This window comes from Chromobacterium sp. IIBBL 290-4, assembly GCF_024207115.1.
Lineage (GTDB): Bacteria > Pseudomonadota > Gammaproteobacteria > Burkholderiales > Chromobacteriaceae > Chromobacterium.
Map to the genome: position 1 here is coordinate 4728642 of NZ_CP100128.1, position 19492 is coordinate 4748133.

Sequence of the window (19492 nt, forward strand, 5' to 3'; positions counted from 1 at the left end):
ACGCATTAAAAAAGCGCCATCCCGCAACACGGAGCAGCGCTTTAGCAAACGGATCCTGCGAAGTCAGAGGCTGGCGGGATCGACGCAATCCATGATGTACGCTGGGTTCTTGTAATAGACGCGAACGCGCCCGTAGCCTTCCCCATTGCCCCCTACCCGAACATGAGCCTCAGTCGATATCCTCCCCATCTTCTTGAAATAATCGGTCGCCACTACGCCTTTGGCATGATCTGGCTGCCAATAGTCGGACTGGCAGCCTTGACTATTGTCCAGTACCTGGCCGACGCACCAGTGGGCCTTTCTTTCGCAAACGCCACCCCATGAGCTGTCCTTCCAGACCTCTTTGCCGCCGACCAGAATTCTCAAGTGATCGTCGTACTGTCCTTCGACAAAATACGCCGCCTCGATCAAATCCGGACGCCCGACCCAGACATCGAAATACTGCCGATGCGGCGCCTCGACCGAACAGTTCTCACCCAGATAGTTATCGCCAACCTTGCCTATCCAGATATCAATGCACAGCAAAGATGGATCGCCGGAATTGCATTGATAACTGACCCCGCCCTGCTCGGAGCCGCCGATGGGGCGAATCACATCTTCCGGCTTGACCTCTTCCCCATACCAGTACTGCATGCCGCTGCCCTTTTGACGGCAAACTTTTTGATTCCGCAACAATGACTTATTGTCTTCCATGCGCTGAATCCGATCGGCGAAGCGCAGATCTTGCAACTTCTCGCGCGTCAGATCCGGCGAGCCGGCAATCACGGGCACCTGGTTGGCTGCCGGCAGCGGCTGGTCTATCCTGGCGCCCAGCTGGCTTGGGTTCTTGGGCAGAATGCCGGCCTGGTCCAACATATCCGTCCATTCGGACAAGTCCACTCGAGACCAGTCTGCGCGCTGGACTTCTTCAATGCTGAAGCCGCCGCAGCGGGGATTTTCCGGCGAACCGTAGCCTCCCCCCAGATTCTGTCCCTTGCGCAATTGCTCGCTGATGATTCGGGTCAGCGCGGACTTATAGCAGCAATAGGACTCCTTCTCGATCAGGCAATCGAAAGAAAGCGGGGCTTTCTTGGCGCAATACTTGCCGACATAGCTGCACAAACGCTGCTTTTTGCTTACCGCCAAACCGATGTCCTTTTCATCGCACTTCACCACCATGTGGCCTATCAGCTTGGCGATGGAGTAAACGAGCATCACGGTATTGAATGTCTGCAAAACCTGCTGGGCGCCTGCGCTGAGACCGTATTCTGTCATCGAGCTGCCACCAACCTCGACAACCCTCTCCTCAATCAGCTTACCGGCCAAATCCTTACCGAAAGTGTCTTTCAAAAAGTTGTAGGCCATCTTCATCATTTCTTGCTGCAACTGCCCCACCAGCCCTGACATGCCGGCATCCGCGGCAGCAGTCGAGGCCGCCTCGGTTCCGGCAGCCTGGGCCGCCGACGTGGCGGCCGCCTGCGATGTGCTGGACACCACCCGGCCAGTCAACTCCTGGTACATGGTGGTCGCGGCATTGCCCATCTGATTGAGGCCATTGGTCAGCGCATTGCTGATCGGCGTGGTTACCTGGCTGATCGCAGACGAAAGTTCGGATCTGGCGGTATCGAACATCTTCACCACGCCGCTGTAGCCAGGCGTTTGCGAAACAAATGCCTGGACTGCGGGCAGCTCGGTCGCCTTCTGCAAAGCGCGCATGCCATTGAGGTAATCCATCCAGGACACGCCCCCGGACATCTCCTCGCCTTTCTTGCAGCAATCCGGCGTAATGCCCACCTCATTGCCCAAACCGATCTTGCAGCTCATGTTCTCGCCGCCGAAAATCACCGGCGTGCACGGTTGGTTCTGCCCGGGCTTGGGTTTCTCATTGGTTTCCGCGCAAACATAGTCTTGCCGGATCATGTCCAGGGTCTGCGCGCCTGCCGCGGCCTTGCCGAAATCGGCATTCGGCGCATCCTGCTTGATATTGCTGCACTCCGTGCCCATGCAGCGTATCGGCGTGGCGCAGGAAACCAAATTGGCATCCGCAGCCCTCCCCGACGGCGCAGGCGCGGGTCCGCAATCGAAGAACTGTTTTTCCTCCAGGCACACTCCGGTATTGCCCCCTTGCTTCACACACTGCGACTTTCTCAAGCGGCAGGATTGGGCAAGCGTTCCGCAGGTGCCCACATAGCCGCCGGCATCCGGCGCGCCAAGCGCATCCCCTTGCCAGGAGGCGGAAGCGTTGAAACTCCAGCAGGACAACGGCGCGATTGGCTTTTCTCGCGGTCCCCAACTTTCGAACAGGCCAAGCGCGCCCAGCCCCGGCCCGGTAAACAGCACGCCATCCACGGCGGACGGCGCGGATCTGCACGCAGCTTGCGAGGAAAAGCCCGGCGCATCGTAAGCCGCTTTGATCATCTGCTCGCACCCCCGCGTCTTGCTTAGCATGATCTGGAACAGATCGGCGGCTACCGCGGCCTCGGAGCCTACATAAAGCTGGCCGCGGATGGTGTAGTTATCCTGCGGCCCGCCCCAGGTGTAAAAATTGCCCCCCACCGCATTTTGCACGGCATGGCTGTTGGCATCGACGGTAAACGGCTCCTGCTCGAAACGCACGGAAACCGGCGTGCCGTCGGCGGCGGTCATGGTTTCCTCCCAACGCTTGGAGACCCCCACCGATTGAATCGCCACCTGCAGCGTCCGATTGAGCGGATAAGGCTGATAGCCCTCTCCGACCTTGCGCCAGGAGGAGACGTAGAACACTTTGCGCTGCCGCGCGATGGCGCCAAACTTGACATCGCGCTGAGCCGAACAACTCTTTCCGCCAGGGAAGGCATATCGGCGGCTGCATTGCGTCCATTGCGCCGGGGAGGTTCGATTCATCTGCTCCCAGGTCATGCCGCTGCCGCAACCCTGGAAGATTTCGTTGAAGACTGGATCGCTGCCATCCAGCAAACCACTGCCTCGATTGAAAATGGCGCCGACGTCGCGATCGGAAGGGTTCGGCGCCGGATGGTCTTTCGCTTGCAGCATCAAATCCGTGGCCGCAGTCAGATTATCCGGTCGGCCATTGGTCTTGTATTCGAACACATCGCGCACGCCCAGCCCCGGTTCAGCGCAGAAATTGACGCCCTGCAAGCTGCACCCCGCCGGGTCTGGACTGCAAGCGCCACTGCTACGCGGCAGAAAATCCTTCTGCACCCGATACAGCGTAGCCGTCACCTGGCCGGAGCCGCCATTCATATAGAAGCTGCCCTGCGTGGCATATGCGTTTTTACGATTGCCATAACTGGCTACGCTGCCGCTCAAGGCGCCGCTCAAACGATGCGCATAGGTAAAGCTCGAGCCGTCGTTCACCCCATTGAACGGCGTCAGCCGGTATTTGAGAATACGTTCCCGGTTGCCTTCCAGCTTAACCGAGACGACAAATTCGCGACTGGCGCCTATGCTGGGATAGCTCAAGGAAACCTCCCCCTGGAAACTGTCGGGGGCCTCGGACAGCATCACCTTCTGTCCCTGGGCATTCTGGCCATAAGTGCGCAGCCAAGCCTGCACTGACACCACCACTTGCTCTCCCGCAGGCCGAAACTGCGTCAGCCGGCAACCCCGCTCGCGGGCCGTGGCGCTTAGCACCTGGCCTTGCGCCACCATATCTTCGGGGGAGTGGACTGCCCCCGCCAAGCGGTTCACATCGGCCAGGCCTGCTCCGCCATACATTTCATTCAGGTCCAGATTGCTTCGGCTGCTCCCCGCGCCCTCCGTCAGAGTGGGCAACGCTTGCATGGCGCCTAGCATGCCCATGCCCAGGCTTTGGGCATCGTTGGCGCTCTGGCTCACCGTCGGCATTGGCAACGGCGGCTTGTCCTCCGCCCAAACCACGGCTCCGCAGCCCATCCCCAGCTGGCACACCAGCACTAGCGCCAAGACCAGCTTTTGCAAAATCCGTTTCAACCGCCAAGCCTGCATTTTTCGGAATCCATGTTGATCACAGCGCGCCCATGCAGCAGTCCACCCATTGCCACATCAAGTAAATATGGTCCTCCCCCGTCACGGGCCGGGAGCGCCACTCGCCCCAGCGCATGGTCGCGGCGCCTATCGGATGCGTGCACGAACCCCTTGAGATAGCGCCAGGATCCACTTCGCCCACGCCGTCGCTGCGCTCGCCCGAAGACGGCAGGGATGGAGCATCGCCGGACTCGGTTTCGGGTACCGGATAGATCATCTGCATCTTGTACTGCGACTTTTTCAGGACGGGCATGTAAGGATTGGAACAATAGGCGTCATCCCCTACCGACCGCCGCAAAGCGCCCACGCGCGCCAGCATGGCCAGGCCCTTCGCCGCTGCCAGACTGGTGGATTGCACGCTGCTGCGATTTCCGGAGATAAACCCGGAATATGGATAGATGGCGCCCCAGCAACCCGCCATCCAATGGATGGAGTCCATGGGTTTGCCCGCCGTGCTGGCTATGCAATCGACCGGCTGGGCGGCGTAGGCGACAGGATTGGCAAACAGCATCGCTTCAGGATTCAGCAAGGCGCTCAGGCTCTCGTCATACCAGTTCGGATACATCTCGCTGAATTGCAGGATATCGAACTCCGTCGCGCCGTCCGGATTGCAACTATTGACATTCAGCAAGCCCATCATGGCCATCAACGGAAAGGTGTAATAGTGCATGTGATACTGGCCGAGATTCTTGCTGCCATTATCGTTGGAGCCTGCTTTGCGCCGATTCCCGCCTATTGTCCGGCTCCCCCCTGCCGAGGCAGAGGAGTTGGAGATCCGCGCGCCATTCATCGCCGGCATGCAATACGGCTGCCGCGTCAACTCCATCAGCCGAGTCGGCATCCACATGCCGGTTGTGAGGCCTATCGTTGGCAGCTTGCCTTCGGACAAATTGCCGCCGCAGACACAGATCCTGTCGCGGGTCGCACCCTCAGGCGCTTCGCCTTTCATCCCAAAAGACATCTCAAAACCCGCAAGCCGAATCGGAAACATCGCGCCCCAGCAGATATCCGTCACCAACTTGGAACTGAGCAATTTGCTGTTTGGACAAAGCGCATTGCCGCTCTGCCAAGTGTCTGCCCGAGCGGTTCCCATCACCAGGAGACAAAGCAGGCCAATCAGACTCAGCCATATCCTCGCGGCGCTCATGGCGATGCTCTCAAATCGTAAACCGTCACCTCCAGCCAATCGCCTAGCTGCACGATGCGGGACGGCGTCGCTTGCAATGCCAAACGCTTCACCAATTGAGAATTCAGAGGGAACAAGGAAGAACCGACCTGATCCGCCAGGCTCACGCCATTTTCGGGACGCGGCAATCTGGTCGCGAGCACCAGCCCATCTCGCTCCTGCAATCGCGCCTTGACCCAATCAAGCTGCCGGATCTGGCCGGGATCGAATACGTAAATAGGTCGCAGCAAAGGCAAGCTCCGCAGGGAATTCACTTTGCTCCCGGCAGCCGCGACAAGTTCGCCGCTGTCCATCCGAATATCCCTAGCCAGCGTCACGGTCGGATCAACCAAATAAGTCCGATTCGCATCGGCGACCGGCAAGTCCACCGATGGCAGCCGCGCATCGACTCGCTTCATCGCACCCTCTCTCGCGCCATCCCAATCAAACTCCGCGGTTCTCGCTTGGAGAATCTGCAATATGTCGGGCTCTTTGATTTGATATTGACTGCCTAATTGCTGACGGTTTTGCCCGCGCTCCAACGCGTCCTTCGCCGCGCTGATGGAAACCGCTCCGCCCGCTTTCTTCCATACGCCTTTCGCTGTCAGGACAAGATGAACCGGAACTGCGTCCACCTGATAGGCTCGGAACAGCGTAGGGTCGATGATCACATTGACCCGTTTGCCTTCCGGCATCAGCTTGGCGATGGCCGCCACTTGTTCACGGTAATGCGGCGGCGTCCAGCCACGGAAAACCAGCACGACATCCGGCCGCGACGCCGCCTCCAGGAAATAGCTCTTAAGCACGGTTTCAGGCATGCCAAGGCTGACAAAGACATAGAGCCGTATCTGCTGACGCAGCGTCGCCGCCAACTGCTGCGGCGTCTGCGCGCCCGGCGAGCTTATCCCGCTCCTTACCGCCCCCCTGCTCAGCCATGTCGCCGCCTCGTCGCGGAACTGGCCATTCTCCTCGGCCCGATCCGCGAGTTTCATGGCAATGGAGGCCGCCTCTTTGGCTTGAGGCGAGACCGGCGACAGGGATTGTTGGATCCATGGCTGCTCGGGTTTCAGCAACTCGCCCTTGGCTGCGCTAGCCTCCAACGACGAGGACAATTTCTCCATTTGCTGCAGAAAAGGATCCCTCGCCCAAGCTTGTAGGCTAAAAAATAGGCAACACGCGACCAATAATCTCTTCATGCCTGATCGGCCCCCAATAACGAGAGTCATACGAGTAGGGCTGCGACCCCATAAGAAAATACTCGCCTTCCCGCAAAGTGAACGCGCGGGCATAGTCTTGCGGTTTCTTCCCGAGCGCTTGCGACAAATTCAAACCGCCTACATAACGGCCATTGAGATATACGCGCCCCCCCTTGATCTGGACTCGATCGCCAGCCACGCCCATCACCAGCTTGGACATCGTGAAGGCTGCGAATCCTCTATCCAGCCGGGGATTACGGTATTGCACCAAGTCGCCTCGCTCCGGAAGCCAGGCTGCTGGTTTGCGCTCCATGAAAAAAACAGTCCATGGCAGGCAATGCACATTCTTTTGGAAGTCGATGCCGATTCGATATCGACCATCGTTCCAATACACCAATGCCTGGGCAAGTCCAAAACAGATCGCAGCCGCGATCAAAGATCTGACGGCAAATCGCTTTTTATCGGGACTTAAGGCCATAAGGATCTGCCGGGTCGTAATTTTCGCTTGAAGGATCATGCAAAGGCGCTGAGGCGGACTCCCCACCCAAGCCGGATGAAGGGGCCGTGCTCCACTGTTGCCTCATGCCGCTCTCCACTCCCACCCCCAGTTCCTGCACCCCATTGCGAATCGGCAGCGGCATTTTTCCGCCGGACACGGTTTCAACCGAAGTCAGCAGCGTGACGCCCAATTGGCGGGCCAACTCTGTGGTTTGATTACTCCCCACCGGCGCCGACAGGACATCTCGCGCGCGAAGCACCACATAGCCATGTTCGGCGTAACTTTTCATCACGGCAGCCAATCTGCCGACAAACTGCTGCGTCTCCGCTTGCGCCTGCGTAGGCGTCATTTTGGCGACAATCATGGATTGAATCTTGGCCTGCACCAATTGCTCGTCATCGACCACCACCACGCTAGGCGCCGTAGAAAACAGCGCGTTCAGCATATATCCGCCGGCAAGGCTGGCTCCGGCGGTCAATAGACACAACATGACGGCGCCGAAACGAGTGATATAGCCCTGTGGATTGACCCTCGGAGCGTCCGAGGAGGCTATGGGCGGCGCATTGGTTTCGAGGCCTGCAGGCAAAATGATTCCGCTGCTGGAACGGGAAGGTTTATCCATAATGCTCAATGAACTCCTCTATCGCGCGTTTGGGATCCTGGCCACGCTCCATGGCCTCGATCACGACATTCCGTTCCGCATCCTTGGTCGAATACAGCACTTGAGTGAATCGGTCCACAATCAACCTTGCCACGCCATATTCTCCGCCAGGGCCAATTACCATTACTTCCGAATAACGTCCTGGCACAGTGTGCACCGATCTCATCAATTGAAAGCCATATGGATCCAGTTCCAACAGGCGCTCGGTTTCAATGGACGCAATGGATTCCGGACGTTGGGCCAACACCAGCCGAAAGGGCGAGTTTGCGGCAATCGCCATGCCGGCTTTGGAGTGATACAGGTCGTCGATTTTCTGAGTGATGACCCCAAGCGCCCCTTTTTCTTTGCGCACTTTTCGCGCCAGCGCCGCCATGAACCCGGCAGCCATCGGATCATCCAGTTTTTCCCAAGCCTCATCGACCAGCAGCAATTTCTTGGCATTCAAGCCGGCCACATACATTTCATGGGAAACCCTCAGCATCAATGCAAACAGCACAACCTGAGCCAGATGCTTTCGATTGCCCAACTCCTTCATTTCCAGGACCATGAAGCGTTTGCTTAGATCCAGGCTGTTTTCACCCTCGAACCAGCGGCCATAATCCCCCCATTGAGTGAATGGATGCAGCATCTCTCCCAGTTTGATGGCTGACTCGTTATCCTGATTGCGTAAATAACCGTAAATATCGGTTACCGTCATCGCGGTGCCTCTAGCTTGAAAACTGGCCAGAATACCTTCGCGTATTCTTGCCCTCTCGTAATCCCCCAGCAGATCGGTGGGCGCAGCCATTTTGGCGACAATCTCGACCAGCCCATCCATTTCCTCTTCTAACGACACGATATTGGTAAAAGGATTAAGGCAGACATCGCTATCTGGCTTGAAAGCGATAAACTCCCCTCCCAGGCATTGGGCCAACTTGTAATACGACCAGCCATCATCGATCACATACACCCGTGTATCAGGGTCCTGCGACAAATAACTTTCAATGATATGGTTGGCCAATACCGACTTGCCCGCCCCGGACTCCGCATTGATCGTGAATGAATAAGCGGTGGGAGAATCATAAAAATCCAGCATGAAAGGGGAATTCCGCCGGGTATGCAGCATAATGGCTCCGCCCGTGCCCGTTCCTCTCCACTCACCCAACAAGGGCAAAAAATTGAGCGCCTGCTTTACGCTCATAGTCCGCCAACGCTGGCATTGGCTCATCGACTCGCCGCTGACAAAGCCGGGTAAAGAATTCCAGAACATTTCATAGCGAATGCGCGCCTCCTCTTGCACTTGCAAGTTGAAATCGCTGTAAATGGCCTGTACGCCCCCAGCCTGCCGGCTGACCTCCTCTTCGCTGCGTCCCCACAAGGTGATGGTGAGGAACATTTCGCACATCGTGCCGCCGCGGGCGATTTCATCGGAAAGCAGATCGAAGTCGCGTTTCTTCAATCCCAATATCGGGATAATCCTTGCCGTGGGCCCGAAATATTGCCAGTTGATGGCCGCGGCCTTGGTCTTGATCGCCGCCTTTTTCATTGCCTGATCTGGAAAGTGCAGGCAGGTCGTCACCATGAATGGAATCTTGATTTGATTGCTCATGCCAGCAGGATCGCCGGCAATACGCATCATCCTGGCAAGCGCCATATGCTCGGGCAGAATATGCGGACTCAACACCCGGATATGATTTTGGCCTGCCGGGGACTCCACAACGATGGACTCTCCGGTTTTACGGCTAGGATTGAGCGTTTGCCCCGGACTCAATATCTGTTCTCGCAACAACAGGTGAGGGTCCACGCCGATATCTCCATGATCGAGATATGGATTGAAGCAACGCCGCAGCAAGCGCAGGACGCTTTCCTCATCCATGGACTCGACCTGGATGTCCAGGGAACGCAGCGCGCTCTCGAATTTTCCCGACAGGTCGACGAATTCTTTGAAGTCGCTTGCTTGAGGCTTGTTTTTTTGACAAGGAATCTTCAAGCAAATAATGGCCTCAGGCTCCATCAGCAACGAGCCTTGCTCGTTCAGTACCGGCGCTTCTGTCGCCTGCCTGAAGAATTCGATGCGTTTTTCGCTAGTCGCCTCCAATAGCGAATTATCATAGCCCTGCACATATCCCTTGCGCCGGGGACGCGCATATATGCCGATGGCGCCGCTGATATTAGGCGTCATCAGGTAGTGAAACGATACCAGCGCGCCATCCGGCAAGCCGATGGACAATGCCGCAGCTATGCGCTTTCTGGTTTCGTCATTGCAGCCAGTCAGAAACTGGGAATGAAATATTCGGCATAAGAAGCCGTCATCGCTGACAAAACTATGGGTTTCCTCGTCGTAGCACAGCAACGGAAAGGCTTCGCTAGCGCGAAACCTTTCCGCTGCGCGAGCAACTCTTGTTGCAATAGCCATAGGATTACAGCAAGGTTCCGGCCAATTGAGCCGGCAGGATCGCCGCGCCGACGATGGCATCCAGAACATCAGGGCCATAGTTCGCAGCCAAAGCGATGCCGATCCCCACCATCACGCTGACAACCGATTGCCTCACGACCGCCAATCCCAAACCGACGGCCAGAGAACTCAGCGCGATCACCTTGCCCAAGATGCCCTTCATCCACCCCATCAAGGTCTGCTGAATCGCAGCGAATTCAGTCCCGGACCCTGCGCCGGCATATGCCATGGCGCTTAGACACAATAGGGCGACCAATGAAACCAACAACATCGCCAGCACCCACTTCTGCACCTTCTGCTTGGACCTTGCCTCCTGGCCTTGGCAAACGCCCTGCATGGTCATTGCTGCCATTTTTCTCCCTTTCCTTGGTTTATCATCACGGAAACACAAAAATACCAGCTTAATTATTCTTTTGCACCATTTTGTATGTCATTGGCTTTTTGTTCGACCTGCAAAGGGGTCAAAAGCGGTATTTCCGCCACAGACCTCTCTCCAAACGACCATTGACGAGGCGTAACTTCGGTAAACACGTAGCCTGGCCAATGCAATTGGCTGGCCTCATCGACATAAGGCGCAACCCAGACCCGCAGCACGCTGGCGGGCTCCAGCACCGGCGCCGGTCCCGCCAAGGCCGGAATCAGCGCGGAACGCGGGAATACGCCTCCGCCAAGCCGCGCGGCGTCCTTGCCCTCGCCCAAACTCCCTTCCGTCATTTGGTACACGGCGGAAGGCGTCTTGCACACCACGCCGCTGGGCATGCCGGGGCAGGAGAAGTCGCCGCTTCCCAGGCCTATAGACGAACAACCGCTTAAGACAACAAACAAAACCAAAAAGGTGAAAAAAAATCTAGCGTCCATCATGCCGTCCTCAATTTCTGATGTTCGGATCGCTCGCGCTGAACCGGCCTAGCTGGGTGCGCGCCGATGGTTTGGCGCTCTGCAACCTCAAGGAACTGCCTTTGGTGATAATGATTTCCACCTTGCGGGCCGCGTCTATCTCGATCACAGGAAACATTTCCTTGGCCATGTCCAGATAGAACTTGGACACATTGTCCAGCGCAGACGAAGCGCCTTGATAAGCCCCTGCCGATAAGATGTCGGAGGCATTGGGAGTCTGGGTCTGGATGGAGCCGCTCAAGGCGCTGGTATTCAAGCCTATGATGGGTTGCGGCTTCAGCGCCTGCGCCAAACCGCCAAAAAGACCAGATGCCATCGACGCGGCCAACAGCGAGCCCTGCTTGGACACCAGCCGCCCCCTCACGCCAACCTTGCCATCCTCGCCGACTACATAACCATTCAGCGCTGTTTCTATCACCCCGCCATCCTTGCGCACGCAGGACAGCAACTCTGTCCGCAGTTGCGCCCTCTCCGTCGACATCACGCCATAACCCGAGGCCATGGCGAAGCACTCCCGCAGATCCAACCTCGCCCGGTTTGGCAGAATGGAAACCGTCTTCAGCCTTATCAAAACAGGCGTGGGATTTTTCTGCGCATACGCGGCTGTCGGCGCATCCATGCCATTCAGCAGCACGCCGGTCATCATGGCGCCGGCGGGCAGCCAAACCGAGTCCCCTCCGGAAGCGCCCTCGCCCGTCACCGCACTCATCGCTTCGCCCAGCCCGCTGCCAGCTGGTTCGGCGCCATCCTTGCGCGCAGGTGTCTGCGCAGAAGCCGCTCCCTTGGCAAGCGGCCCATTTGGCTCATGCGACGCAGCCGGTTGGCTAGCCGCAGCCCTATCCGCCTCCCCCTTGGCTTGAGCCTGTTGCTGCAAGGCCTGCCGCGCGCTGTTGGACATCACTCGAAATCCGCCTTGCGTGACGGACCGACCCTCATTTTTGGCCGTCGCGGGAGGCGGTCCATCACTCAAAGGCACGGAAGGCGTCAGCGGCGAGCTCAAGGCCGGCGGGCCATTGCCTAGCGTGGATGGCGGGCCATTGCGCGGCGCATCGGACGGCGCCGGTTTAGCCTCCAACATCTTGACCCTGTCCCGCAATTGAGCCAACTCGCCGGAAGACGCCCCGGAGTCCGACTTCAACTGTTCGGCGACTTTCTCGCTGACATCGCTAGCCAGCTCGCTCATCTGGCGATCATTCTTGGTCAGGATCTGTTTGATCCTTTCAATCTCCCCTTGCTGAGCGGTCAACTGTCCGCCCAGGCTTTCCAGATTCATGTCCCGCCGGGAGCCGGTCATGACATGCGTTTCTATCGTGGTCGGTTTGACGACCGGCGGTTTGCGCATTTCGCCGAACCGCAGCACCAGATACGAAACCAGACCCAGCGCCGCCAATACCGAAACCACCATCAAAACGCGCTGACTCTGCGGGCTTAACTGCTCCCAGCGACTGCGAATGGCATCCTTCACTCCATCCCTCCTTCGCCGGGCTTGCCTCGCAGCAAGAACAAATTGGTCGCTTGGCCAGGCTCAAGGCGGAGCTGCGGATAGAAATAGACAGCCTTCACGCCCCGCTCGTAAAACGTAGGCTCGGTCAATGTCACCTCCCGCTCGCCACCGTTGACCACCCGGTATTGGTAGACATCGAACTCGGCGCCTGTCCAACGCGCCACCCCGCTGGCGACCAGGCTGCCAAGCCGAGCAGGCGGCGTCTGAATCGAGGCTTTGGTAAAACCTGCAGGTATGCGGTCACGGACAGTTTGCCGCGCGATCTCAGTCAGAGACCCGACATAAGTATCCTGTTTGGGACGATTTGAGCCATCCGGAGCGGAAAGACCGGCCCCCTCCGGTTGCGCGATGATGATCTGTCCCGGCACATCCCGCGGCACCAGGGTCAAGGCGATCACCGGCGAATGCGGATTCTGCTTATCCGTAATGAAGATACCGAATGGCTGCGCCCCCTTCGGCGCCACATATACATTGCTGCCAATCGCAGTGATGTCGGCATTAGCCTGGTTGTCCACCACTTCGGGATCGGCGAACGGCGTCCGGATCATGGACGGCTGGGTGGCGGAAATTGAGACCAGTTCATTCACGCCATCAGGCGAACGCAGAATCACAGGCCGGGAGCCGCTCGCGGCCATGCCAGGCAATGCCCCCCTTCCTTTTGCTGTGGCCGCCTTCTTGCTCGCCACGGGCACAGGCGCCAGGTTCGTCACAGGAAACCTCGGCAGAGCCCCTTCGCCGGCTGGCGGGGATGAAACGGCAGCGGGGCTGGCATTCTGCGGCGGCAAGCCATCTATTTTCACGACTTTGGGTTCGGCATCCACCGGCAAATCCGGAACCGCGCCCCACGCGCCCCCGCTTAGCAGGACGAGCCAGGCCATCTTCACGAATCGAAATCTCAAACCTCACTCCTTGCTGATAATCGGACGATCCACCCCATTGGGCATGCCTTCTCCACTGGGTTTCGGATTGGACAAATGCTCGGGAATCGGATCGCCTGGACGTAATTGATTCTGCCGATACCACTTGGCTGTACGCGGCGTCGTGCCTTTATAAGAGTTGAATGCCGTAATCAGCGGGCGGCCATTGGCCATTTCAAACCGAAATTCATACACCACGCTTTGCATGTCGGTGGAGGCCACGGATTTGCCGAACTCGACATTGGACTGGGCGGATGTCACCAGCGAACCGACAACAAACACCTTTCGCGACTCGACTTCATAAGACACCTGCGATGGCGTGAAAAAAGTGATGTTGGTGCCGCGCTGGAAAATAGGATCATCGGCCATCGCTGTCAGCTGGATGCGCACCGGTCCATAAACTTCCCGGCTCATCAGCGTGCCAAGCATGGCTTTGACGAATTCCACGGTCTTGGGCGTGACATTGGCGACCAGCGTCGCCACATAGAGTCCGAAGCCCTTGTAATAGTCGGCATTCGCCTCATCCCAGCTCAGCTCCAATTGTTTGTCCATATGCGGGGGCACCAGCACCAGCCGCTCGCGGCTGTCTATCAGCTTGACCACCAGACCGGCCAGGCAAATCGCCAGCAAAAAGTTCGACCAGGCGAGCAAGCGATTAGACGCGATCGTGCGGTCCCATGAGGATCGCAAGTCTGACCACTTCATTCGTGATATTCCTTGATCGTCCCGTAGGGGAATCGTTTATTCAAATCCAGCAAGCCCGCCGAGTACGCCATATGCATCAGCAATCCATTCAAATGCGCCAGCTTGAAGCGACTGAAACGCCAGGTGAAAAACAGCGCCGGCGGCATCAGATACGTCATGGAGTCCGTCAGAATGCCCACGCCCATCAAGAGAAACAGCGGCGCGACCTCGTCAATTTCCCAGAAAAAAAATTGGACCGGCCTGTCCACATAATTTGGAATCGCCACTTCTTCCATTTATCCCTCCTCCTTCATGACAATGCGCAGCTCCGCGCGCCGATTCAATGCTCTTCCCTGCTTGCTCCGATTGCTGGCGATCGGCCATGCCTCACCCTCGCCCCGCCAGCGGATGATGTCTGCGGCTACCCCTTTGTCCACCAGCCATTGCCTGACGCTCTGGGCTCGCTTCTGCGACAGCCGCTGATTCGCTCGGCGACCGCCAATAGAGTCGGTATGCGCGACGATCTCCACGCTATCCGCCTCTTGCGCCATGGCCCTCCATTGCCGCAATTTGCCTTGCGCTTCCGGAGACAGGCGCGCAGAGGCAAAAGCGAACGTCAGCACTTTTTGAACCGTGCGGACCTTGAGCGGCGCAGCCCCCCTCCCGACAGTTTCCGGATCCGACGCCACCTCCCACTCCCACTCGCCCTCTTGATCGGCGTAGGGCGATCCTTGCCACAGCACGGTTTGATATTCGCTGCGGATGATGGCCACATCGGAGGGATGCTCTAGCGCCAGCTCCCGAAATACCGCCGACGGCCTGTTTTCCCCTCTCCATCCGGGGTCTGTCGCCGTGCCGCACGCGCCCAGCGCCAGCAAGGCTATCGCGCCAGCCATGCGCGTTGATGTCTTACCCATCTTCTCCCCATCCACAAGATTCCGGCCCACAACAAGAAAATTCCAAAAACATAGCCAGAGAAAAACGCCTGCTCGACATGCTTCAGCAAAATGGGCGTAAAAGCGGGCGGCCAACCCTGATAGCCAGCCGGCCTGCGCGCGCACAGGCTGGCATTCGCCCCGCCCAGAGTCAGCCCCGAAGCCAGGCCCGACCAGGCGGGGTGCGCCACCGCCATCAAGGACTCGTATACGCCCGCTCGAGCGTCTCCCGGCGCCGCGCACATTGCCGCCGGCGCCGCATACTGACGCCAGCCTGCGCACCACATCAGGATGGCGCATGCCGCCATCGCGCATAGACGACGCATCATTGCAACCCCGCCACCACGTTCAAGCCTGGGTAGCCATTGAAAATCCGCACCGCCTTGCCATCGTGGAAAACCAGCAAAGGCGAAGATTTGACGGCGGATTTTTCGATGAAGCGAGAGACCTGCTCCAACTTGAACGCGCCCTTTGCGGCCCACTGCTTGTCCGTCGACAGCTGTCCGTTCCCCAAGCGTTTCAATGCCTCTATGCCGCCGCCGAAAATCGCCGCCGCGCTCTGCGTGGATGCCGGCGCGCCGAACGAAAACGGGATCCAGCGCACCCGCATCCGCCCGGTGTTTTGCGGCAAGCCCACCCAGGCATTGATTTCGCGTATCGCCGTCTGGCAGGCCGCGCATTGAGGCTCGACAAATACGCTCAATGTGCGTCGGCCGCTTCCGACATCGATGCTAGGCAACGCCAGCACCTCCTGGATGGCGACTCTCCGCTCCAGATCGCCGTTTTCGCGCTTCATATCGGCTATCAACTTGTCCGTCGCTTGCGAACGCGCCTCCATCTCTTTGCTTAAGCGCCCCGCCAGCTTGCCCACATCGCTGCCCGGGGAGAACATCGCCAAAGCGTCAGCGGTCAGATTCTTTCTTGACTCCAGATCGATGACCTGCCCGAACACGATCATTCGCGCATTGCTGTCGGTGTACAGCACCGCGGGTTGCCCAGGCTGCCCCTTCATTTCTCCCGCGATGCCTATCAGCCCGCCCGGAGCTCGGAAAAACTTGGGATTCTTGATGCCCTGCAACAAGATTTGCGCGCGCTGCATCCATGCCGCATCCGGCGTGAAAACATCCACCTTTGCAGCCTGCGCAGTCAGGCAGACTGACAAGAAGCCCAGAAGCCATGCTTTTTTCATCGACGCTCACCTTGCGACATATTGCGAAATCAGACCGTTAGCCAATTGCAGCAACAGCTTGTAATCACCATTGCTGTGCCCTGCATGAATCAGATAACGCCCCATGATGGCCAGCGAAGGGGTGTACTCCACCTTGTAAGCCCGGGTGCGTTGCAAGGCCATGTCCGCGAACGCCTGCACTTTGCCGCCTCGGACAGCTTTGTCGACAGCCGCGCGATTGATGCCAGCCCGATCGAGCGCCTCTAAATAAGTAGCCGGCAAGCTGGAGGGCCGATTGGCGTCCTGCACCAAGGAAAACGCATGGCCGCAGAAGATCCCTAACTTCTCGGGAGCGACCTCTCGAACCGCGTAGAAGAACAATGCGGGCGTCACATCCGCTCGCCCAGTCAGAACGGGAACCGACTCAAACAACAAACCGCCAGGCAAGCTTTTGCCCCAATAAGCGAAATTCCCGCTCATCTCACGACAATAAGGGCAGGTAAAAGTAAAGAATTCCAATACCTTTTTGCCGTCCACCATGAATGGCCTGGGCAATTCCATGCCCGGCATGGGCGGCTGTTCCCGCCCCCATGCCAAAGCCGATGCCAAAGGCAGCGCCGCCAGCGCCATGGCGCGACGGCGGGAAACATCAATCGTCACTGGTCAATCTCCTTACCTCGGACAAGGTCACCAGCCCTTCCCTGGCAAACCGCAAACCCGCCGCCACCAACTGCTCGAATTGCGGCTGCAAGCCGGCCGCCTCCTCAATCGCCTGCCTATCGCCTCTTTCCAAGGCCCGACGCACCGACTTGCTGTTCACTATCATCTCCATCACCGGCACGCGTCCGATCGATCCTCGTCCATCGCAACGCTCGCACCCTGGTGCGGCCAATGCATAATTCGCCTCTGAGGAAGCGCCCACCTCCCTAAGCCAGCTGCGCATCTCTCCCGTCGGCGTGCCGCTCTCCAGGCAATGGGGACAGGCCAGCGGAGCCAGCCGCTGGGCAATCACGCCAAGAAAAGACACGCCCAAAGTGGCGGCATCGACGCCCAGATCCAACAACCGGGTCAAGGTTTGCACCGCTCCGTTGGTGTGCAAGGTAGACAGCACCAGATGCCCGGTATTGGCGGCCTGCATCGCAATGCCCGCCGTTTCGGCATCGCGGATCTCGCCAACCAAAATGACATCGGGATCATGCCGCAATGCCGCGCGCAATCCCTTGGCGAAAGAAGTCCTCCCTCCGCCGGCATCGAATTGCTGCACGCCGGGCAGCAAGCTTTCGACGGGATCTTCGAAAGTAATGATCTTGGTGTCGTCCCGGTTCAGCTCATTCACAATCGAATACAATGTGGTGGACTTGCCCGAACCGGTCGGTCCTACCATCAGAAACAGACCTTCAGGTTTATTGATGATGTCCTTCAGCGCCTTTTCGCAGGTCTCGGTCATTCGCAAACGCGACAAGCTGAAATGGCTGTTGCGGGAGTCCAGCAAACGCATCACGATGGAGTCGCCCAGTATCGTGGGCACCACGCTCACTCTCACATCCACGCGACGCCCTGCCGCGAAAAAGGCGATCCGCCCGTCCTGCGGCGTCTCACGGTCGGTAATGGAAACCCTGGAGGTGGCACGCACTTTCATCAGCATGTTTTCGCCGACATGCTCATTGACGGTCATCACAGTGCGCAGCTTGCCGAACTGCCTCAAACGCACGCGCACGCCATTCTCTTCGGACTCAAGATGAATATCGGATGCCGGCAAGTCAGCGGCCTCATCCAATAGATGATTCAGGATGGCGACGGCCTCAGCGTCTGGCCTCCCGGTGGAGATGAAACGTGTGAGGCCAGCTGGAATCCGTGTCGCCCCGCCTTGCGATTCGACACTCTTCCCATTCAGCGCGAGCTCCATGCCCTCACCCTCCCGTACCGGCTCGCCAGGCCGTATCAACAGAATTTGCCCGCACTTCCGGAGAGGTATCGGCGATATCGCCTCGCTCTCCTCTTTGCAATCGCTGCCATTTCTGCCAGATCAAACCGACATAGCGCTGCTGCTTCACGGCGCTGCGCGCGTTGTAGCAACCGACCGCCTTCCATGTGGCTCCATGCGCCTTCATGCACTGCTGCAAAACCCACGCGCCGGTTTGGACATTGAGGCAGGCATCGCTCAGCAATCTCTCCCGGGTGATGCCCCAACGCGATAATGTCGGCAGCCAGCCGGTATTGATCCCCATCCAGCCAATATCGACAGAACCGTTTCGATTGGCCGGATGCGTGATGGAACGAAAATCGGACTCCTGCCAAGCGATGGCTTTCAACAGCAGGGGATCGACTCCATATTTCCCGCCAGACAAATTGAAGCAACTGGCCTCGGCCTGCGCCGCGCAAATCATGGCAAACGCCACGCGACACAGCCTGATAGAAACAGTCATGCGCTCAGCCCGCATCGGCGATCAGGCTGGCCAACGCCGCCCCTGAAAGCAGGCCTGGCCTGGCTTTCACTTGGCCGGAGGCGGACTGATAAATCAGGTAGGGCGTGCCTCGAATGCCCCACTTGCCGGCAAATGCCTCGTTCTCATCCAGTCGAACACTCGCATTCGGAGCCAGAATGCCTCCGTCGCCGTAAATTGAAGCCAACGCCGCATTGCCGTTTCCTGCCGCGATGGCCGCGCGCGCCTTTCCCTCCCCCTCCTCGTTGAAGCCAATGAAAATCCAGCGGACCTTGACGACCTGCTGGTAATCCTTCAGCGCCTCATAGGCTTTGCGGCAATAACCGCAGTTGGGTTCAGCAACGATGTAGAGCGTCTTCGCGGCGCGCGGATCGCCGGTTTCAACATATCGCGTGCTTTGCGCCTCGCCCAACATTGCGCTCAAGTCCGGTTTTGGCAGCTGGACATCCAGTTCGCTCGCGGTCAAGTTCTTGCCATCAGGGCTGAAGACTGCCCCCGCCAGCACAAATTTTCCGTCTATATCGGCATACAAAACGATGGGATCCCCTCCCCCAGGCGGGTTGACGACAAAACCAGCCAAACCAGGCGCGGAGGGGTATTCCTTGACGATACGCTCGGAAGAGCCCAGAAACCTGACCACCGCATCTCGCGCCCCACTCGCCTGAGCGCTGAACGCAACCACTCCAAGCATCCATATCCACCGTTTCATCATTCCTCCTCGCGCAAAAGCATCCCCGGCGCCATCACTCTCGTTCGTCCGCTTGATGCAATCCGTGTCTCTGCTTTAGCCAAAGCCTTCACATCAAGAGGCAGCGCGGATCTGTCACGCTCCAGATACCGCTGCCATCCAGAAAAACAAACCACTGCCAGCAGAAAAATTCCTAGCATCAGCAGCAAGGCGGCTAAGTTTGAAAATATTTTCATATATATTTGACTACATTTGCACGTATTTATATTTTCCACGCAACAACATGCCAAGTCAATAAAAAAGCCCGCCTTACATA

At 58.1% G+C, this 19492-nt stretch carries 19 protein-coding genes; all 19 read right to left on the reverse strand.

Annotation, left to right across the window (positions count from 1 at the left end; translation table 11 throughout):
- Positions 1-63 precede the first annotated feature (63 nt).
- The 19 genes from traN to NKT35_RS22370 all read right to left on the reverse strand — a co-directional run bounded on the left by traN (position 64) and on the right by NKT35_RS22370 (position 19412).
- A complete protein-coding gene (traN, locus tag NKT35_RS22280; protein WP_254297415.1) occupies positions 64-3930 on the reverse strand; it encodes a conjugal transfer protein TraN in 3867 nt (1288 codons plus the stop codon).
- A gap of 34 nt (positions 3931-3964) precedes the next feature.
- A complete protein-coding gene (locus NKT35_RS22285; protein ID WP_505190934.1) occupies positions 3965-5170 on the reverse strand; it encodes a TraU family protein in 1206 nt (401 codons plus the stop codon).
- Positions 5128-6270 (reverse strand): TrbC family F-type conjugative pilus assembly protein, encoded by a 1143-nt coding sequence (locus tag NKT35_RS22290; protein WP_254297419.1) that lies wholly within the window; start codon positions 6268-6270, stop codon positions 5128-5130. The genes NKT35_RS22285 and NKT35_RS22290 overlap by 43 nt, the downstream gene beginning before the upstream one ends.
- 37 nt (positions 6271-6307) lie before the next feature.
- Complete coding sequence (gene lepB, locus NKT35_RS22295) at positions 6308-6823, reverse strand: signal peptidase I (RefSeq protein ID WP_254297421.1); 516 nt, start codon at positions 6821-6823, stop codon at positions 6308-6310.
- The gene (locus tag NKT35_RS22300) at positions 6804-7466 is read right to left on the reverse strand and encodes a TrbI F-type domain-containing protein (protein ID WP_254297423.1); all 663 of its coding nucleotides are present in this window, start codon (positions 7464-7466) and stop codon (positions 6804-6806) included. The genes lepB and NKT35_RS22300 overlap by 20 nt, the downstream gene beginning before the upstream one ends.
- Positions 7459-9900 (reverse strand): type IV secretion system protein TraC, encoded by a 2442-nt coding sequence (traC, locus tag NKT35_RS22305; protein WP_254297426.1) that lies wholly within the window; start codon positions 9898-9900, stop codon positions 7459-7461. The genes NKT35_RS22300 and traC overlap by 8 nt, the downstream gene beginning before the upstream one ends.
- A gap of 4 nt (positions 9901-9904) precedes the next feature.
- A complete protein-coding gene (traA, locus tag NKT35_RS22310) occupies positions 9905-10291 on the reverse strand; it encodes a TraA family conjugative transfer protein (RefSeq protein WP_254297428.1) in 387 nt (128 codons plus the stop codon).
- Between the two features lie 53 nt (positions 10292-10344).
- On the reverse strand, positions 10345-10800 hold the full coding sequence (locus tag NKT35_RS22315; RefSeq protein WP_254297430.1) for a TraV family lipoprotein: 456 nt from the start codon (positions 10798-10800) through the stop codon (positions 10345-10347).
- Between the two features lie 7 nt (positions 10801-10807).
- Entirely contained in the window at positions 10808-12301 is a 1494-nt protein-coding gene (locus NKT35_RS22320) for a TraB/VirB10 family protein (protein ID WP_254297432.1), read from the reverse strand.
- Entirely contained in the window at positions 12298-13239 is a 942-nt protein-coding gene (locus tag NKT35_RS22325) for a TraK domain-containing protein (protein ID WP_254297434.1), read from the reverse strand. The genes NKT35_RS22320 and NKT35_RS22325 overlap by 4 nt, the downstream gene beginning before the upstream one ends.
- A gap of 3 nt (positions 13240-13242) precedes the next feature.
- Positions 13243-13962 carry a TraE/TraK family type IV conjugative transfer system protein gene (locus NKT35_RS22330; RefSeq protein WP_254297436.1) on the reverse strand — a complete coding sequence of 240 codons (720 nt, stop codon included), beginning with the start codon at positions 13960-13962 and terminating at the stop codon, positions 13243-13245.
- Positions 13959-14237, reverse strand: a complete 279-nt coding sequence (traL, locus tag NKT35_RS22335) for a type IV conjugative transfer system protein TraL (protein WP_254297438.1) — start codon at positions 14235-14237, stop codon at positions 13959-13961. Before traL ends, NKT35_RS22330 begins: the two co-directional genes overlap by 4 nt.
- A complete protein-coding gene (locus NKT35_RS22340; RefSeq protein ID WP_254297440.1) occupies positions 14238-14972 on the reverse strand; it encodes an OmpA family protein in 735 nt (244 codons plus the stop codon).
- A 229-nt stretch (positions 14973-15201) separates the two neighbouring features.
- Positions 15202-16065 (reverse strand): thioredoxin domain-containing protein, encoded by an 864-nt coding sequence (locus NKT35_RS22345; protein WP_254297442.1) that lies wholly within the window; start codon positions 16063-16065, stop codon positions 15202-15204.
- 6 nt (positions 16066-16071) lie between these two features.
- Positions 16072-16704: a thioredoxin domain-containing protein gene (locus tag NKT35_RS22350; protein WP_254297445.1), complete on the reverse strand. Its 633-nt coding sequence runs from the start codon at positions 16702-16704 to the stop codon at positions 16072-16074.
- Entirely contained in the window at positions 16694-17950 is a 1257-nt protein-coding gene (locus tag NKT35_RS22355; protein WP_254297447.1) for a GspE/PulE family protein, read from the reverse strand. The genes NKT35_RS22350 and NKT35_RS22355 overlap by 11 nt, the downstream gene beginning before the upstream one ends.
- Positions 17951-17954: 4 nt before the next feature.
- Positions 17955-18470, reverse strand: coding sequence for a lytic transglycosylase domain-containing protein (locus tag NKT35_RS22360; protein WP_254297449.1), 516 nt, complete (start codon positions 18468-18470; stop codon positions 17955-17957).
- Positions 18471-18474: 4 nt separating this feature from the next.
- Positions 18475-19197: a thioredoxin fold domain-containing protein gene (locus NKT35_RS22365; protein ID WP_505190935.1), complete on the reverse strand. Its 723-nt coding sequence runs from the start codon at positions 19195-19197 to the stop codon at positions 18475-18477.
- On the reverse strand, positions 19197-19412 hold the full coding sequence (locus tag NKT35_RS22370) for a hypothetical protein (RefSeq protein ID WP_254297454.1): 216 nt from the start codon (positions 19410-19412) through the stop codon (positions 19197-19199). The genes NKT35_RS22365 and NKT35_RS22370 overlap by 1 nt, the downstream gene beginning before the upstream one ends.
- Positions 19413-19492 lie beyond the last annotated feature (80 nt).

Excerpts from the sequence above, each read along its gene's own strand:
- NKT35_RS22345 (WP_254297442.1), bottom strand. The coding sequence starts at position 16,065 with ATGAAAAAAGCATGGCTTCTGGGCTTCTTGTCAGTCTGCCTGACTGCG.
- traA (WP_254297428.1), bottom strand. The coding sequence starts at position 10,291 with ATGGCAGCAATGACCATGCAGGGCGTTTGCCAAGGCCAGGAGGCAAGG.
- traC (WP_254297426.1), bottom strand. The coding sequence starts at position 9,900 with ATGGCTATTGCAACAAGAGTTGCTCGCGCAGCGGAAAGGTTTCGCGCT.
- NKT35_RS22360 (WP_254297449.1), bottom strand. The coding sequence starts at position 18,470 with ATGACTGTTTCTATCAGGCTGTGTCGCGTGGCGTTTGCCATGATTTGC.
- NKT35_RS22315 (WP_254297430.1), bottom strand. The coding sequence starts at position 10,800 with ATGATGGACGCTAGATTTTTTTTCACCTTTTTGGTTTTGTTTGTTGTC.
- NKT35_RS22355 (WP_254297447.1), bottom strand. The coding sequence starts at position 17,950 with ATGGAGCTCGCGCTGAATGGGAAGAGTGTCGAATCGCAAGGCGGGGCG.
- NKT35_RS22370 (WP_254297454.1), bottom strand. The coding sequence starts at position 19,412 with ATGAAAATATTTTCAAACTTAGCCGCCTTGCTGCTGATGCTAGGAATT.
- lepB (WP_254297421.1), bottom strand. The coding sequence starts at position 6,823 with ATGGCCTTAAGTCCCGATAAAAAGCGATTTGCCGTCAGATCTTTGATC.
- NKT35_RS22290 (WP_254297419.1), bottom strand. The coding sequence starts at position 6,270 with ATGGAGAAATTGTCCTCGTCGTTGGAGGCTAGCGCAGCCAAGGGCGAG.
- NKT35_RS22300 (WP_254297423.1), bottom strand. The coding sequence starts at position 7,466 with ATGGATAAACCTTCCCGTTCCAGCAGCGGAATCATTTTGCCTGCAGGC.
- NKT35_RS22330 (WP_254297436.1), bottom strand. The coding sequence starts at position 13,962 with ATGAAGTGGTCAGACTTGCGATCCTCATGGGACCGCACGATCGCGTCT.
- traL (WP_254297438.1), bottom strand. The coding sequence starts at position 14,237 with ATGGAAGAAGTGGCGATTCCAAATTATGTGGACAGGCCGGTCCAATTT.
- NKT35_RS22365 (WP_505190935.1), bottom strand. The coding sequence starts at position 19,197 with ATGAAACGGTGGATATGGATGCTTGGAGTGGTTGCGTTCAGCGCTCAG.